This is a genomic window from Paraburkholderia sp. BL25I1N1, from assembly GCF_003002025.1.
Lineage (GTDB): Bacteria > Pseudomonadota > Gammaproteobacteria > Burkholderiales > Burkholderiaceae > Paraburkholderia.
Map to the genome: position 1 here is coordinate 1 of NZ_PVZB01000016.1, position 15223 is coordinate 15223.

The 15223-nt window shown below is 63.4% G+C and carries 11 protein-coding genes; 7 read left to right on the forward strand and 4 right to left on the reverse strand.

Going from position 1 to position 15223, the window contains the following annotated elements; genetic code table 11:
• Positions 1–556 precede the first annotated feature (556 nt).
• Genes B0G73_RS23545 through B0G73_RS23555 form a run of 3 tightly spaced genes read right to left on the reverse strand, consistent with a single transcriptional unit; the run spans position 557 to position 3490 of the window.
• Entirely contained in the window at positions 557–1600 is a 1044-nt protein-coding gene (locus B0G73_RS23545) for a Gfo/Idh/MocA family oxidoreductase (RefSeq protein ID WP_106283660.1), read from the reverse strand.
• Complete coding sequence (iolG, locus tag B0G73_RS23550) at positions 1600–2616, reverse strand: inositol 2-dehydrogenase (protein WP_106283661.1); 1017 nt, start codon at positions 2614–2616, stop codon at positions 1600–1602. Before iolG ends, B0G73_RS23545 begins: the two co-directional genes overlap by 1 nt.
• Positions 2609–3490, reverse strand: a complete 882-nt coding sequence (locus B0G73_RS23555) for a MurR/RpiR family transcriptional regulator (protein WP_106283662.1) — start codon at positions 3488–3490, stop codon at positions 2609–2611. Before B0G73_RS23555 ends, iolG begins: the two co-directional genes overlap by 8 nt.
• Before the next feature lie 275 nt (positions 3491–3765).
• Here B0G73_RS23555 and B0G73_RS23560 point away from each other — a divergent pair, with 275 nt between their 5' ends.
• From B0G73_RS23560 to iolB, 7 genes are all read left to right on the forward strand, one after another.
• Positions 3766–4812, forward strand: coding sequence for a sugar ABC transporter substrate-binding protein (locus B0G73_RS23560; protein ID WP_106283663.1), 1047 nt, complete (start codon positions 3766–3768; stop codon positions 4810–4812).
• A 147-nt stretch (positions 4813–4959) separates the two neighbouring features.
• Positions 4960–6117 carry an ABC transporter permease gene (locus B0G73_RS23565; protein WP_106283664.1) on the forward strand — a complete coding sequence of 386 codons (1158 nt, stop codon included), beginning with the start codon at positions 4960–4962 and terminating at the stop codon, positions 6115–6117.
• Between the two features lie 13 nt (positions 6118–6130).
• Positions 6131–6991 (forward strand): ATP-binding cassette domain-containing protein, encoded by an 861-nt coding sequence (locus B0G73_RS23570; protein WP_258193422.1) that lies wholly within the window; start codon positions 6131–6133, stop codon positions 6989–6991.
• A gap of 64 nt (positions 6992–7055) precedes the next feature.
• Positions 7056–9101: a 5-dehydro-2-deoxygluconokinase gene (gene iolC, locus B0G73_RS23575; RefSeq protein WP_106283665.1), complete on the forward strand. Its 2046-nt coding sequence runs from the start codon at positions 7056–7058 to the stop codon at positions 9099–9101.
• Complete coding sequence (iolD, locus tag B0G73_RS23580) at positions 9098–11071, forward strand: 3D-(3,5/4)-trihydroxycyclohexane-1,2-dione acylhydrolase (decyclizing) (protein ID WP_106283666.1); 1974 nt, start codon at positions 9098–9100, stop codon at positions 11069–11071. Before iolC ends, iolD begins: the two co-directional genes overlap by 4 nt.
• A 10-nt stretch (positions 11072–11081) precedes the next feature.
• Positions 11082–11999: a myo-inosose-2 dehydratase gene (gene iolE, locus B0G73_RS23585; protein WP_106283667.1), complete on the forward strand. Its 918-nt coding sequence runs from the start codon at positions 11082–11084 to the stop codon at positions 11997–11999.
• Entirely contained in the window at positions 11996–12796 is an 801-nt protein-coding gene (gene iolB, locus B0G73_RS23590; RefSeq protein ID WP_106283668.1) for a 5-deoxy-glucuronate isomerase, read from the forward strand. The genes iolE and iolB overlap by 4 nt, the downstream gene beginning before the upstream one ends.
• A 40-nt stretch (positions 12797–12836) precedes the next feature.
• Here the strand turns inward: iolB and B0G73_RS23595 are convergent, their stop codons facing one another.
• Positions 12837–15194, reverse strand: coding sequence for a hypothetical protein (locus B0G73_RS23595; protein ID WP_106283669.1), 2358 nt, complete (start codon positions 15192–15194; stop codon positions 12837–12839).
• Between the last annotated feature and the right edge of the window lie 29 nt (positions 15195–15223).

Sequence of the window (15223 nt, forward strand, 5' to 3'; positions counted from 1 at the left end):
TGCCTGAGACGCGACGGTGCGTTTCTTTTTCATCGGCATATCCATGACCTTGATCCCTCATGATATGCCCCGCCCACGAAATTACGGATAGGTCCTGGGAAATGACGGGACGAAAACAGCTGCGCGCAAAAAAAACCGAGCACTCTGGCAAGCTGCCCATGCGGGAATCCGTCCACGACTCATTGAACACTTGGCATCGAAACGACCGAGGTTTTGCAGAACGACCGCGACGGCGCGCGCAGCGCCGCCGGAAGAATGAGCGCCTTGTCACGAACGCGGAAGGCGCGAGGGCATGGATTCCAGATGCGCCACTACCTCCTCCAAGCCAGAAGACCCGCTTACAGGCTGGCGGTGTGAAGCCGCTTTCTTTGCTTCCTTTCTTTGCGGCCGGCAAAGAAAGGAAGTGCCGCCCCGCACAGGGGCAACCCCAATAAACCACAAAGATTTCAAGGAAAGGCCCACATCGCAAGCAAACCAGACCTTGGTAACAGCAAGAAAAGCCCAACACCCCCCAAAAAAACAACCCACCGTGTAAAAGCAAAAAAGACAAAAAAACCTACAACCTAACAGCCTCCCCGCTCAACAAAGACTCCCGCAACGCCACCCCAATCCGCGTAGCCTCCAACGCATCAGCGAGTGAAGCCCCAGCCTGCGCAGCAGAAGACCCCACCCCATCCCGCACAGCCATAACAAACGCCCGCGCCTCAAACAAAAACGCATCCTCGAACCGGTCAAAAAAATTCGGCGTGCACTCATTCCGAATCCCGGTGGCGTCGTAAATCTCAACCCGATTCGCCCGCGGATTACGCCCGATAACCAGCGCTCCAGCCGTGCCAATCACCTCGCTATGCGTATCATTACCATGCGCCTGCGTCCGCGACGCATAAAACATCGCCAGCTTCCCGCCCTCGAACTCGCAGATCGCGACACCGTTATCCACATCGCCGAACTCACGCAAGCCTTCATGCATCACCGCCGCCCCCGCCGCGAACACGCGCTTCGCACGCGGCTTGCCGAGTAGCCACCGCGCGACATCGATATCGTGCACCGTGCAATCCAGAAAGATCCCGCCAGAGGTCGCTGCAAAACGCACGAAAAAACCATCGCTGTCGTTCTGATCCGCGGTCTGCGAGCGCACCAGAAACGGCCGGCCGATCTTGCCCGCTTCGATCTTGTCGAACGCGTCCTTATAGCTCGGGTCGAAGCGCCGCATGAACCCGATGGTGGCCTGCAAGTGCGGATAACGCGCGGCCTCCGCCAGCACCCTTTCGCACTCGGCGACATCCAGCGACAACGGCTTCTCGCAGAACACATGCTTGCCGGCCCTCAACGCATCGACAATCTGTTGCGCGTGCAACGAAGACGGCGTGACGAGCCACACCGCATCCACCTCACGGTCAGCCAGCAGTTCCGCATAATCCTCGTACAGACGCGGCGCGGGCAACGCTTCACGCGCCCAGGCCCGCTCTTCTTCCACCGGACTGCAGGCGGCCACGAGCGACGCGCGCGGCACGCGATACGCCAGATTCTCCGCGTGCCGCTTGCCAAGACGCCCGAGGCCGACTACGCCCACACGAACCCGCGCCGCCGCGGCCGTCATCACGACGCCTCACCGAGCTTGACCGCGCGCCCCTCGCGCCACGAACGGGCCGCGGCGTCGGCGAGTTCGAGCGCCTTCAAACCGTCGGCGACGGTCGTGCGAACCGGCTTGCCATGCGTCACCGCATCGAAGAAATGCGCGATTTCGTGAGCGTAAGCCGCGCGGTAGCGTTCGAGGAAAAACGCTTCGGGCACGTCGCTCGACACCTCGGTTTTCGAATAAGCCGTGACTTCCGTGGGACGCACATTGCCCGCTTGCAACATGCCGTGGCTGCCCAGTACTTCGAAACGCTGGTCGTAACCGTACGCGGCGCGACGCGCGGTATTGATCTGGCACAGGCGGCCGCGCTTCGTGCGGATCGTGACCGCGGTCGAATCGATATCGCCCGCCTCCGCGATCGAGGGGTCGCTCAAACAACTGCCGGTGGCGTGCAGCGTGTCGGCTTCGTCGTCGAGAATCCAGCGGAAGATGTCAAAGTCGTGAATCAGCATGTCCTTGAAAATACCGCCGGAATGCTTGATGTACTCGACCGGCGGCGCGCCCGGATCGCGACTCGTCACGACCAGCATTTCCGGCGTGCCGATCTCGCCGGCATCGAGTCGCGCTTTCAACGCGGAGAAGGTCGGATCGAAGCGGCGCTGAAAGCCGATCATGCACACCACGCCCGCGCGCTCCACCGCGGCCGCGCAGGCACGCGCACGCTCCAGCGTCAAATCGACCGGCTTCTCGCAGAACACATGCTTGTTCTGCGCGGCGGATTGCATGATCAGATCGGCATGCGTGTCGGTGCTCGAACAGATCACCGTCGCGCCGATCGACGCGTCGCCCATCGCGCCGTCGATATCGGCGACCTGCGCGCCGTGCTCCGCGGCGAGTGCCGCGGCGGCTTCACGATTCACGTCGACCACGTATTTGAGTCGCACGCCCGGCTGCCGCGCGAGATTCGCCGCATGAATCTTGCCGATGCGCCCCGCGCCAAACACCGCTACGTCGATCGTCTTTGCCCCATCAGTCATCGTATCCTCCAGTGTCTTTGGATTCTTCAACATTCAATTCGAGCTTGTACGCAAGCGCGATAAACAACGCCTGGCACAAACAGATCGTGCTGGTCAGCGAGCGGAACGCGAACGCGCTGCCCTCTTTCACATACAGTTGCGTGCTGGCATAACGCGCGAGCGGAGATAGTTGGCTATCCGTAATAACCAGCGTTTTGGCCTGGTGATGATGCGCGACCCGCAAGCAATACTGCGTCTCTTTGCCGTAGGGCGCGAAGCTGATCGCGATCACCACATCGCCCTTTTTCACACTGCGAATCTGTTCGCGATACATGCCGCCGAAACCGGACACGAGATGCACGCGCTTGGGCGTGTGCTGCAGCGCGTAGACGATATAGCTCGCCACCGGGAACGAGCGCCGCACGCCGATCACGTAGATGTTGTCGGCTTGCTGCAGCATCTTCACCGCGGCGTCGAACTCCTTGTCGTCGAGGCCCGCCTCCAGTTCTTCCAGCCCGCCGCGCGAGGCCGCGATGAATTCGCGCGCCACCGAACCGCCGGACAGCGCACCCGGCTTCTCGTCGATCAGCTTGCGAATGCGCTGCTGATAACTCGGCGACGAACTGCCCTGCCCCGTGTAAGCCTGCCGAAAAACCGCCTGCAGGTCGGAGAAGCCGGAAAAGCCGAAGCGCTGCGCGAAACGCACCACCGCGGATGGATGCACGCCGCAACTCGCGGCAATGTCGCTGGTGCGGTCCACCATCACGCTGGAGCGATGCTGCTCGATATACGTCGCGACGTTCTTCAACTGACGCGGCAATGCGTCGTAGTTTTCCGCGATGCGCTGCATCAATTCTTCGACGCTGGGCAATTCCTCGGTGCTCTCTTCCGCCATGGCTCTCTCTCGGGTGCTTTATTGCAGTGCCGCAGCGGCTTCCAACGCCCGCCACACGGCCTCCTGACGCTGCCGATTATAGGCAGCAGGCCAATCAAATGGAACGTATTTTCTATTTTTATTTTCAATGAAATTTTCATTGCAACACCTTGGAAGATCGCCTAATCTTGGTCGTGAGCGATGGTGCGTGGGTGGCTACTCCGGGTTTGTACGCGGATGGAACGCCGCCGCCAGACGCTCCCTTCAAAAACGACATACCGAGAAAGGTGGAGACAATGAGACTTTGCAAGGGCAAGGCTACGCTCAGGATTCTGGTGACGGCATTGACGTTGGCGACGGGATTCGGCGCGGCCTCGGCCGCCCGCGCGGCTGACGCGCACTTCGTGCTGATCAGCCACGCGCCGGATTCGGATTCGTGGTGGAACACCATCAAGAACGCCATCAAACAGGCCGACGAGGACTTCAACGTCGAGACCGACTACCGCAATCCGCCGAACGGCGACATCGCCGACATGTCGCGTCTGATCGAACAGGCGGCCGCTCGCAACTACGACGGCGTGATCGTCACCATCGCCGACTTCGACGTGCTGAAAAGCTCGATCAACAAAGTGACCGCGAAGAAGATTCCGCTCGTCACGATCAATTCCGGCACCGAGGAACAGAGCGCGCAACTCGGCGCGATCATGCATGTGGGTCAACCGGAATACGTCGCGGGCAAAGCGGCCGGCGAGAAGGCCAAGGCTGCGGGCGTGAAGTCGTTCCTGTGCGTGAACCACATTGCCACCAACACGGTGTCGTTCGACCGTTGCCGTGGTTTCGCCGAAGCGCTCGGCGTCGACTACAAGGCATCCACGATCGACTCCGGCCAGGACCCGACCGAAATCCAGTCGAAGGTCAGCGCGTATCTGCGCAACCATCCGAACACCGGCGCGATCCTGACGCTCGGACCGACCCCGGCTTCGGCCACGCTGAAAGCGGTCACGCAAATGGGTCTGGCCGGCAAGATCTATTTCTGCACGTTCGACTTCTCCGACGACATCGCCAAGGCGATCCAGAACGGCACGATCCAGTTCGCGATCGACCAGCAGCCGTACCTGCAGGGCTACATCCCTGTGGCCGTGCTGGCGATCGTGAAGAAAGAGCACACCACCGATCCCGCGAAGATCCGCCAGATTCTCGAAGCCAATCCGAAGTTCAAGGAACGGCTTGCAACCTATGGCCTCGCACCGTCGTACGGGCCGAAGAACATTCGCTCGGGCCCGGGTTTCATCACCAAGGAAAACCTCGACAAGGTCATCAAGTACGCAGGGCAGTATCGCTGATTCTTTTCTCTAGCTAGTCACGCGCACGGCGGGCACCGCTTCGATTCGGAGCGGGCCGCCCGCCGCCACCGCGCATTTCACCGGCTGTCGTTCTCGCCACGCATCCTCGCGTGCGAGCTGCACACGGCCGGGCTCCAAGGAGACATCATGGGTGTAGCCGGCAAGCACTTCCCACCGCACGTCAAGACGAATACCGGCGAGGCCGCGCCCTCGCTGCCCGATTCGGATGAACGGCTGCGCAAGGAATCCCGATTTGGCCACGTGCTGAATCGCCCCGAATTCGCCGCGATTTCCGGCGCGGTGCTGGTGTTTCTCGTTTTCGCGCTGACGGCCGGCGGTTCCGGCATGTTCAACCTCGACGGCGTGATGAACTGGTCGCAGGTCTCCGCATATCTCGGCATTCTCGCCGTGGGCGCCTGTCTGTTGATGATCGCCGGCGAGTTCGATCTGTCCATCGGCTCGATGATCGGTTTCGCCGGCATGATGGTCGCGATTCCCTCGGTGTATTTCCACTGGCCGATTTCGCTGGCCATTCTCTTCGCGTTCGCCGGCTCCATGCTGCTCGGCGCGCTGAACGGCTATCTGGTGATGCGCACGCGCCTGCCGTCGTTCATCGTCACGCTCGCGTTTCTGTTCATCCTGCGTGGCCTCACGCTCGCGCTCTCGATCATGTTCGCGGACCGCACGATCGTCTCCGGTGTCGGCGACCTCGCGCAGAACGACTGGTTCGCGAATACGCTGTTTCACGGGGTCGCGCTGAACGGTCTATTCACGATGCTTGCGCGCCACGGCATCGGCACCATGCTCGATAACGGCCACGCGCTCGTGCCTGGCATCCCGAAGGTAATTCTGTGGTGGCTCGGCCTCGCGGCGGTATGCGCGTTCGTGCTGGCAAAAACGCGCGCGGGCAACTGGATTCTCGCTGTGGGCGGCGACGCCAACGCGGCCAAGAACGTGGGGGTGCCGGTGCGTCGCGTGAAGATTTCGCTGTTCGTGCTGACCGCGTTCTGCTCGTGCCTGTTCGCTGTACTGCAAGTGTGCGACATCGGCTCGGCCGCGGCCGACCGCGGTCTGCAAAAGGAATTCGAAGCGATCATCGCCGCGGTGATCGGCGGCACGTTGCTGACGGGTGGTTACGGTTCGGTGGTCGGCGCGTGTTTCGGTGCGTTGATCTTCGGCGTGGTGCAGATCGGCATTACCTACACCAACGTCAGTTCCGACTGGTTCCGCGTGTTCCTCGGCGTGATGCTTTTGATCGCCGTGCTGTTCAATCACTATGTGCGCCGCCGCGTTTCGCAGGCGTAAAGAGGAGACGAACATGTCCGATATGAATACCGCGGCAAACGCCTTGCCTGAATCGAACGCAAACGCAAACGCGACCGCAGCCACGCCGCACGAAGACGTGATCCTCGCATTGGAAAACGTCAACAAATACTTCGGCAAGGTGATCGCATTGAGCGGCGTGACGTTGCGCCTGAAACGCGGCGAAGTGCACTGCCTGCTCGGCGACAACGGCGCGGGCAAGTCGACGCTGATCAAGACCCTCGCCGGCGTGCATCAGCCCTCTTCCGGCCAGTATCTGGTGGACGGCAAACCCGTGCTGTTCGAGTCGCCGAAAGATGCGCTCGATCTCGGCATCGCCACCGTGTATCAGGATCTCGCGCTGGTGCCGCTGCTCTCCGTGGCGCGCAACTTCTTCATGGGACGTGAGCCGCAAAAGAAACTGTTCGGCTTCCTGAGCGTGATGGACCTCGAAACCAGCGCCGCCACCGCGCGCGAGAAGCTCGCCGAAATGGGCATCAACGTGCGCGACGCGCATCAGCCGATCGGCACCATGTCCGGCGGCGAGAAACAGTGTCTCGCGATCGCGCGGGCGATTCACTTCGGCGCACGCGTGCTGATTCTCGACGAACCGACCGCCGCGCTCGGCGTGAAGCAGAGTTTCAACGTGCTGAAGCTGATTCACAAGGCGCGCGCCAAAGGCATTTCGGTGATCTTCATCACGCACAACGTGCACCACGCGTATCCGATCGGCGATTCGTTCACGGTGCTCAATCGGGGCAAATCGCTCGGTACGTTCACCAAGGAAACCATCAGCAAGGACGAGGTGCTCGACATGATGGCCGGCGGCGCCGAGATGCAGAAGATGATCGGCGAACTCGAAGGCGCGACGATCTGATTCATTCGCGCGATGGTTCGGCGCAGTCGCGCCGGCCGCCGCGCCCAGCTACTCAGGAAACTTCATGGATCATTCCAGCACATCCAGCGGCATCACGTCCGCTCCGGCGCCGGCCACCGGCAGCCGCTTTGCGCCGGGCCGCAGCCGCGATATTGTCTGCCTCGGTCGCCTCGCTGTCGATCTCTACGCGCAGCAAGTCGGCGCGCGGCTCGAAGACGTGTCGAGCTTCGCGAAGTATCTTGGCGGCTCGTCGGCCAATATTGCCTTCGGCTGCGCGCGGCTCGGCCTCGCGTCGTCGATGCTGGCGCGCGTCGGCAACGATCACATGGGCCGTTTTCTCACCGAGACGCTCACCAAGGAAGGCTGCGACGTCAGCCACGTGCGCATCGATCAGGAGCGCCTGACCGCTCTCGTGCTGCTCGGCCTCAAAGACCGCGATACTTTTCCGCTGATTTTCTATCGCGAGAACTGCGCGGACATGGCAGTCGACGAAGCGGATTTCGACGAGGCCTACATTGCGTCGTCGAAAGCGCTGTTGATTACCGGCACGCACTTCTCCACCGAGCAGGTGAACCGCACGAGCCGCCGCGCGCTGGACTATGCGCGCCGCAACCAGGTGCGCACCGTGCTCGATATCGACTATCGCCCTGTGCTGTGGGGCCTCACCGGCAAAGCAGACGGCGAAACCCGCTTCGTCGCGAGCGAGGGCGTCACCGCGCATTTGCAGCGCATTCTGCCGCTGTTCGATCTGGTGATCGGCACCGAAGAGGAATTCCGCATTGCCGGCGGCAAGACCGAGCTGGTCGACGCACTCGCGATGGTGCGCGCCGTCACGCCGGCCACGCTGGTGCTGAAACGCGGACCAATGGGCTGCCAGATCATCGACGGCGCGGTGCCCGCCTCGCTCGACGATCTGCCGATTCACGGCGGCGTGGAAGTCGAAGTGCTCAACGTGCTCGGCGCGGGCGATGCGTTCGCCTCGGGTTTTCTCTCCGGGTGGCTGCGCGATCAGCCGCTGGAAGCCTGCGCGCGCATCGCGAACGCGAGCGGCGCGCTGGTCGTCTCGCGTCACGGCTGCGCGCCGGCCATGCCAACGCCCGCCGAACTCGACTACTTCCTGCGCGAAGCGAAAGCCGATCCGCAGCGCATGCGCCGCCCGGATCGCGACGCAACGCTCGCACGGCTGCATCGCGTCTCGCCGGCCCGCAAACAATGGGACGAAGTGCTTGGTTTCGCCTTCGACCATCGCAACCAGTTCTTCGAACTCGCGCAGCAAACGCGCGCCGACGAAGCGCGCATCGCGCGTCTGAAGGGCCTGTTCGTCGAAGCCGTCGCGCAAACCGAAAGCGCGCTGGGGTTGCAGAACCACATTGGCGTGCTGATCGACGACCGTTATGGCCAGGACGCGCTGAACGCGGCCACCGGCCGCGGCTGGTGGATCGGCCGCCCGGTGGAATTGCCGGGCTCGGTGCCGCTCGTGTTCGATCATGGCCGTTCGATCGGCACCACGCTGATTCCGTGGCCGCAGGAACATATCGCCAAGTGCCTCGTGCAGTTCCATCCGGACGAGCCCATCGAGCAGCGTCTCGAACAGGAAGCGCAACTGCGCGCGCTCTTTGACGCGACGCAAGCAAGCGGCCATGAATTGCTGCTCGAAGTAATTCCGCCGAAACACGCGCAACTGCCGCAAGCGCCCGACACCGTGTATCGCGCGCTGAAGCGCCTGTACAACATCGGCATCTATCCCGAGTGGTGGAAGCTCGAACCCATGGACGCCGCGCAGTGGCGCAACGTCGACGCGTTGATCGCCGAGCGCGATCCGTATTGCCGCGGCGTGGTGCTGCTCGGTTTGTCGGCGGCCGTCGAGCAGTTGGACGAAGGCTTCCGCGCGGCCGCGCAATCGGCGACGTGCCGTGGCTTCACGGTCGGACGCACGATCTTCCACGAGCCGAGTCATGCGTGGCTCGCCGGAGAAATCGGCGACGACGAGTTGATCGCGCGTGTACGCCGCACCTTCGAAACACTGATTGCTTCGTGGCGTGCAACGCGTGGCGCATGCGCCGCGCAGCCCAGCGCGCCGAACCCTGTCCAACAGGAGCAAGCCGCATGAATCAGCGCGTATTGCATCACGACGCGGCGTCCGCCAACGATGCCAGCCACGCTGGCACGCGGCCAGGTGGCACGGTGCGCCTGACGACCGCGCAGGCCTTGGTCCGCTATCTCGCCGCGCAACGCGTCGCGACTGAAGACGGCGAAGGCACCGAACCGCTGTTCGGCGGCGTGTTCGCGATCTTCGGCCATGGCAACGTGGCGGGGATCGGCGAGGCGCTGTATCAGCACCGCGACGAACTGCCGACCCTGCGCGCCCACAACGAACAGGCGATGGCGCACAGCGCGATCGCCTATGCGAAGGCGCATTTCCGCCGCCGCATGATGGCCGTCACGACGTCGATCGGACCGGGCGCCACCAACCTCGTGACCGCGGCTGCCCTCGCTCATGTGAACCGTTTGCCGGTGCTGCTGTTGCCCGGCGACATCTTCATCTCGCGCGCGCCCGATCCGGTCTTGCAGCAGGTCGAAGACTTCCACGACGGCGGCGTCTCCGCCAATGACGCGCTCAAGCCCGTGTCGCGCTACTTCGACCGCATCGTGCATCCCGCGCAATTGCTGAATGCGTTGCCGCGCGCGCTGCGCGTGCTGACCGACGCCGCCTTGTGCGGGCCTGTGACGCTCGCGTTGCCGCAAGACGTGCAGGCGCAGGCATGGGATTTCCCGGTCGACTTCTTCAAGCCGCGCGTCGTCACGTTTTATTCGCCCGCACCGCGTGTCGATGAAATCGAAGCCGCTATCGCGCGTCTGCGTCATGCCAAGCGGCCGCTGATCGTCGCGGGCGGCGGCGTGCTCTATGGCCGCGCAAGCGACGCGCTGCACCGCTTCGCGACCGCGCACGGCGTTCCAGTAGCGGAAACCCAGGCTGGCAAAGGCTCGCTTGCGTGGAACGATCCGCTGAACGCGGGCGCGCTGGGCGTGACGGGCTCGCCCGCCGCGAACGCGCTCGCGCACGACGCCGATTGCGTGCTGGCCATCGGCACGCGCTTGCAGGACTTCACCACCGGCTCGAACACCTTGTTCACGCAAGCCGACGTGATCGCCATCAACGCCAATGCGTTCGACGGTCTCAAGCATCGCGCGCAAGTGGTCGAAGCCGACGCGCGTCTCGCGCTCGAAGCGCTCGTCGAACCGCTGCAAGGCTGGCACGCTGACCGCGCGTGGACCGCGCGCGCGCACAAACTCGCGGCAAGCTGGCGCGATACGGTGAGCACGATCACGCATGCGCCGCAGCGCGATACCGTGCTGCCTTACGAGGGCGATGTGATCGGCGCCGTGCAGCGTTCGAGCGCCAGTTCACCCGCGAACGATATCGTCGTCTGCGCGGCCGGCACCCTGCCCGCCGAATTGCACAAGCTGTGGCGCGCCGGCAAACCGGGCGCATATCACGTCGAGTACGGCTACTCGTGCATGGGCTACGAGATTGCCGGCGGACTCGGCGTGAAGCTCGCGCGGCCCGCGCGTGAAGTGATCGTGATGGTCGGCGACGGCAGCTATCTGATGATGAACAGCGAGATCGCCACCTCAGTGATGATCGGCGCGAAGCTGATCGTCGTAGTGCTCGACAATCGCGGCTATGGCTGCATCAACCGCTTGCAGCAGGCGTGCGGCGGTGCGCCGTTCAACAACCTGCTCGAGAACTGCATGCAAGGCCCGCTCGGCGCGCCGCAGATCGATTTCGCCGCGCATGCGCGTGCGCTCGGCGCGCAGGCCGAACATGCGGCGAATGTCGCTGAACTCGAAGCTGCTTTGGTACGCGCCCGCGCGGCGGATCGCACCTACGTCATCAGCATCGATACCGATCCCGCTCGCACCACCGACGACGGCGGCTGGTGGTGGGAAGTGGCCGTGCCGGAGGTCTCGCCGCGCCCGGCCGTGCGCGACGCGCGCGCGAAATACGAAACGCAACTCGCGGCCCGCGCCGAACCGGCCGGCTCCGCGCAAAACACCGGCTCCGCCGACAACGAATGAGGATGCCCGCATGACTGCTTTCGACGTACGTATCGGCATTAATCCGCTTTCGTGGATGAACGACGATCTGCCTTCGCTCGGCGGCGAAACGCCGCTCGAAGTGGCGCTGACGGAAGGCCGCCAGATCGGCTATCAAGGCTTCGAACTCGGCAACAAGTTTCCGCGCGAGCCTCAGGCGTTGAAGACGCTGCTTGCGCAGTACGATCTCGCGCTGGTTTCCGGCTGGTATTCCGGACGCCTCGCGCGACGCAGCGTCGAGGAAGAAATCGCGGAGGTCGGCCCGCATCTGGAATTGCTCGCGCAAAACGGCGCAACGGCGATGGTGTATGGCGAGGTCGCCGATTCGATTCAGGGCGCAGCGCGACCACTTTACCAACGCCCGCGTTTTTTCAGCGAGAATCAATGGGCCGAATATGCGGCCCGTGTCGATGAATTCGCACGTTATACACTGAGCCGCGGCGTGCGGCTCGCCTACCATCACCACATGGGCGCTTATGTCGAAACGCCGGCCGACGTCGATCAACTGATGGCACGCACCAGCGACGCTGTCGGCCTGCTGTTCGACGCGGGACACATCACGTTTGCCGGAGGCGATCCGCTCGCCGTGCTCGACAAACATATCGGGCGCGTTTGCCACGTGCACTGCAAGGACGTGCGCCCCGCCGTCATGAAGCTCGCGCGCAATCGCAACTGGAGTTTTCTGGACGCGGTCATCGCCGGCGCCTTCACGGTGCCGGGCGACGGCGCGGTGAATTTCCCCGCGATCATCGAGCGCCTGAAGCGGCACGGTTATTGCGGCTGGCTGGTGGTGGAAGCCGAACAGGATCCGGTCGTGGCGCCATCGTTCGACTACGCGCAGAAAGGCTACAAGACATTGCGCGCGCTGGTCGATGCGCCGCTCGACGGCACACAGCAGGAGGCAGCATGAGTTTATTGGTGAAGGCGCAGCGCGAAGGCCAGACTATCGCGCGAGTAACACCGGAGTCGGCGTGCTGGCGCTATGTCGGTTTTGCCGCTTACCGGCTGGGCGAGAACGAAGTCGTGCACGTGTTCGAACCGTCGCGTGAAGTGTGCATCGTCGTGCTCACGGGCGCAGTGGATATCGAAACCGCGGACACCAAATGGAGTTCGCTGGGTTCGCGCGACAGCGTGTTCGAAGACGCCGCGCCGTATGCGGTCTATTTGCCGCCGAATGTGCGGGTCACGGTACGCGCTTGCCGCGATGCCGAGATCGGCGTGGCGAGCGCACCGGCCAAAGGCGAATTACCGGCGCGGCTGATCGAGCCGGGTTCGATGAAACGCTCGACACGCGGCAAAGGGCTGAATACGCGATACGTATGCGACATTCTTCCGCAGACCGAGCCGGCGGAGTCGCTGCTGGTGGTGGAAGTCAGGACGCCTGGCGGACACGCTTCGAGCTACCCGCCGCACAAGCACGACACCGACAATGTCCCACACGAGAGCTCACTTGAAGAGACTTACTATCACCGGCTCGATCCGCCGCAAGGGTTTGCGTTTCAACGCGTGTACACCGACATGCGCGATATCGACGAGTCCATGGCCGTCGAAAATCACGACGTCGTGATGGTGCCGCGTGGCTATCATCCGGTGATCGTGCCGTACGGGTACGACTCGTACTATCTGAACGTGATGGCGGGCGGACAGCGAGTCTGGCATTTCCGCAACGACCCGGCGCACGAATGGATCATCAATAAGGACGCTTGACGTACAAGCCCGCGCGGCGCTTTCAAAAGCACCACGCGGGTTATTTTCTAATGGCCAGATCGACGTCCAGGCCGCCGTCTTCGCCCATCTTCACTGTTCCCTTCGACACGTCCTTGCGATAAGCGTACAGATCGAACTTCATCACGCCGGGGTTCGAACTGTCCTTGATGAAGGTGCGCGTATTCGTCACCAGCGAGTTGAACATCTTCACGTCGCCGGATTCGATCCAGACGAAGCTCTTGCCCGCGCCCGCAGGCGGCCTCGCGGCGGCGACGTTGCCGTCGCGCTTGAACTTCAGCACGAGACCTTCGTCGTTGACCGTCGCGCTGGCGAGACGCCCTTGCAAAACCGGCGGCGGAAACACGGTGTACTGATCGAACACCAGCTCGTTGCCCTTCAGCGCGACGCCCTTGCGCGTGAACGGCGTAAGCGAGGCGAGCGGAATATCCAACGCGCGCAGCAAGCCGGCCTGCGGCACGCCGAGCACCTTCACTGACGTCGGCTCATACACAAGATGCCGCTCATCTCTGGCGACAATCGTGCCGCTCATCGTGGTCGGCAGCCAGACACCGGGAAAGTGATTCCATAACTTGATGCCGCCGCTCACTTCCAGCTTGCCGTCCACCGGTTTCAACTGCAAATCGTTGAGCGAGCGCGGCTCGTAGTCGAGCAGATAGTCGTTGAAAAGCGCCGCCATCGCGGGCCACGGCTCCACGACCTCGCCGCCGATGATACGGATATCGTACTGATCGGGATCGTCCAGATCGACCGGTTGTCCTGGTTTTTTCGGCACCATCTGCGCGTCCAGCGTGCGCACGTGAAAACCGATGCGCCCCGACACGTAGAAGTCGACATTCTCGATGTGAATCAGCGGTGCGGGCCCCGACGAATGACGCTCGTCGCTCAAAGCCGAACCCGGTGTCGCCAGGCTCTGCCCCGCGAATGCCGCGCGCGTGCCGACCGGAATCGCGCGCGCCACCGACGCGGTCCGCACCGTCTGCGGCGCGTGTTGCCACACGAGCCGCGCCTGCGCGAGCGCGGCCTGCTGCGCGCGAATGAAGCTGTCGTTAAAGCGTGCGCTCGCGCTGCCTGTTTGCAGAGGCGTGTCTTTGTCCGCGCCGGCTAGCGTTGCATATGACGGCAGATGCACATTCAGTGCGCCCGCTTCGTCGAAGGTGAAATAGCCGGCCGCCATCTGCTCGCGATAGTGGTACAGGTCCAGCACGAACGGCGCTTTGCCGTCGACCGGCGTGAGCGCCATGTCGATGTTCATCGGCATGGCGCGCATGAATTTTACGTCGCCGCCCTGCACCAGCATGCCGCGTGCGGGCATCGTCGCGGGCCAGACGATGCCCCGCACGGTACGGTCGTCGAGCGTGAAGCGTACGCCTGCAGCACTCGTTTCAATCTGCGTGATCGTCATACGCAACGCGGGCGGCGGCGTCAGTCTGGCCACCTGCATCACGACGTCGTCGCCGTCCAGACGCGCGATCGGCGTGTCCACTTTCAGCAGGTCGGCCATCTTCACGTGCGCGGCCTGCATCAGCTTGTCGGCGCCGACACCGGCCACTTCGACGTGATCGGCGTGAAAGACGAGTTCGTCGGCATCGCGCATGGACAGCGATCCGCTCAGCACGATCGGCACCCACGTCTCACGATGCATCTCGCCGGTAATGCGCAGATTGCCGCCGTCCTGCGGCACGACGCGCATGTTGCGCAGCGGCGAGCCCTGATACTGGAACAGGTAACGGTTGAAGATTGCCGTGAGCTTCGCCGTGTCGAGCGTTACATGGCCGCGGTGGACGTTGATCGTCACGCTGGTCGGATCGTCGAATACGATCGGCTGGCCGGGCCGCGCCGGGCTCAGCGTCGCCGCCATGTCGTGAATCATGAAGCCGATATCGCCGGTCACGCGAAAGTCGACGTCGCGCGCGAACATCAGCGAGCCGTCGATGCCGGAATCGCGCAGCGTTAGCGGACGGCAGCGTTTCTCGCTCATCCCGCTCGCCGAGGGCACGCGCGCGGCGACGCTTTGCTCCGCGGCCAGTTGCCTGGCCTTGGCGAGTTCGAGTGCGGGGCGCGTCGACGAGGCAGGTCGAGCGGCGAGCGCGGCGTCCGGCGCTGCGGCGGCACTCGCGCTGCGGCCGGTGGTTCCGGCTTCGTTGCTCGACGCACCGGCTGTCGTGTTCGCGGGATTCGGCGTTGCGGAGGCCGCGTCGCCGGTTGTCGAGCTCGCGTCGGCGCAGGCGGACATCAGTAGCGCGGCCGTCAACAACGCCGTGCCCGCGCAGATCGGCGTATACCACCGCGCGTGCTTCGACTTCAGATCCTGCAGCGAGCACGTGGACTTCTGCGGATCGTTCGCCGACGCCACATGCAATGCGCGTCTCCGTCTCATGATGTCTCCTCCTGAAGCCGCGATGCGCC

Coding starts and splice junctions, on each gene's coding strand:
- B0G73_RS23595 (WP_106283669.1), bottom strand. CDS start 15,194: ATGAGACGGAGACGCGCATTGCATGTGGCGTCGGCGAACGATCCGCAG.
- iolE (WP_106283667.1), top strand. CDS start 11,082: ATGACTGCTTTCGACGTACGTATCGGCATTAATCCGCTTTCGTGGATG.
- B0G73_RS23570 (WP_258193422.1), top strand. CDS start 6,131: ATGTCCGATATGAATACCGCGGCAAACGCCTTGCCTGAATCGAACGCA.
- iolD (WP_106283666.1), top strand. CDS start 9,098: ATGAATCAGCGCGTATTGCATCACGACGCGGCGTCCGCCAACGATGCC.
- iolG (WP_106283661.1), bottom strand. CDS start 2,616: ATGACTGATGGGGCAAAGACGATCGACGTAGCGGTGTTTGGCGCGGGG.
- B0G73_RS23555 (WP_106283662.1), bottom strand. CDS start 3,490: ATGGCGGAAGAGAGCACCGAGGAATTGCCCAGCGTCGAAGAATTGATG.
- iolC (WP_106283665.1), top strand. CDS start 7,056: ATGGATCATTCCAGCACATCCAGCGGCATCACGTCCGCTCCGGCGCCG.
- B0G73_RS23545 (WP_106283660.1), bottom strand. CDS start 1,600: ATGACGGCCGCGGCGGCGCGGGTTCGTGTGGGCGTAGTCGGCCTCGGG.
- B0G73_RS23565 (WP_106283664.1), top strand. CDS start 4,960: ATGGGTGTAGCCGGCAAGCACTTCCCACCGCACGTCAAGACGAATACC.
- iolB (WP_106283668.1), top strand. CDS start 11,996: ATGAGTTTATTGGTGAAGGCGCAGCGCGAAGGCCAGACTATCGCGCGA.
- B0G73_RS23560 (WP_106283663.1), top strand. CDS start 3,766: ATGAGACTTTGCAAGGGCAAGGCTACGCTCAGGATTCTGGTGACGGCA.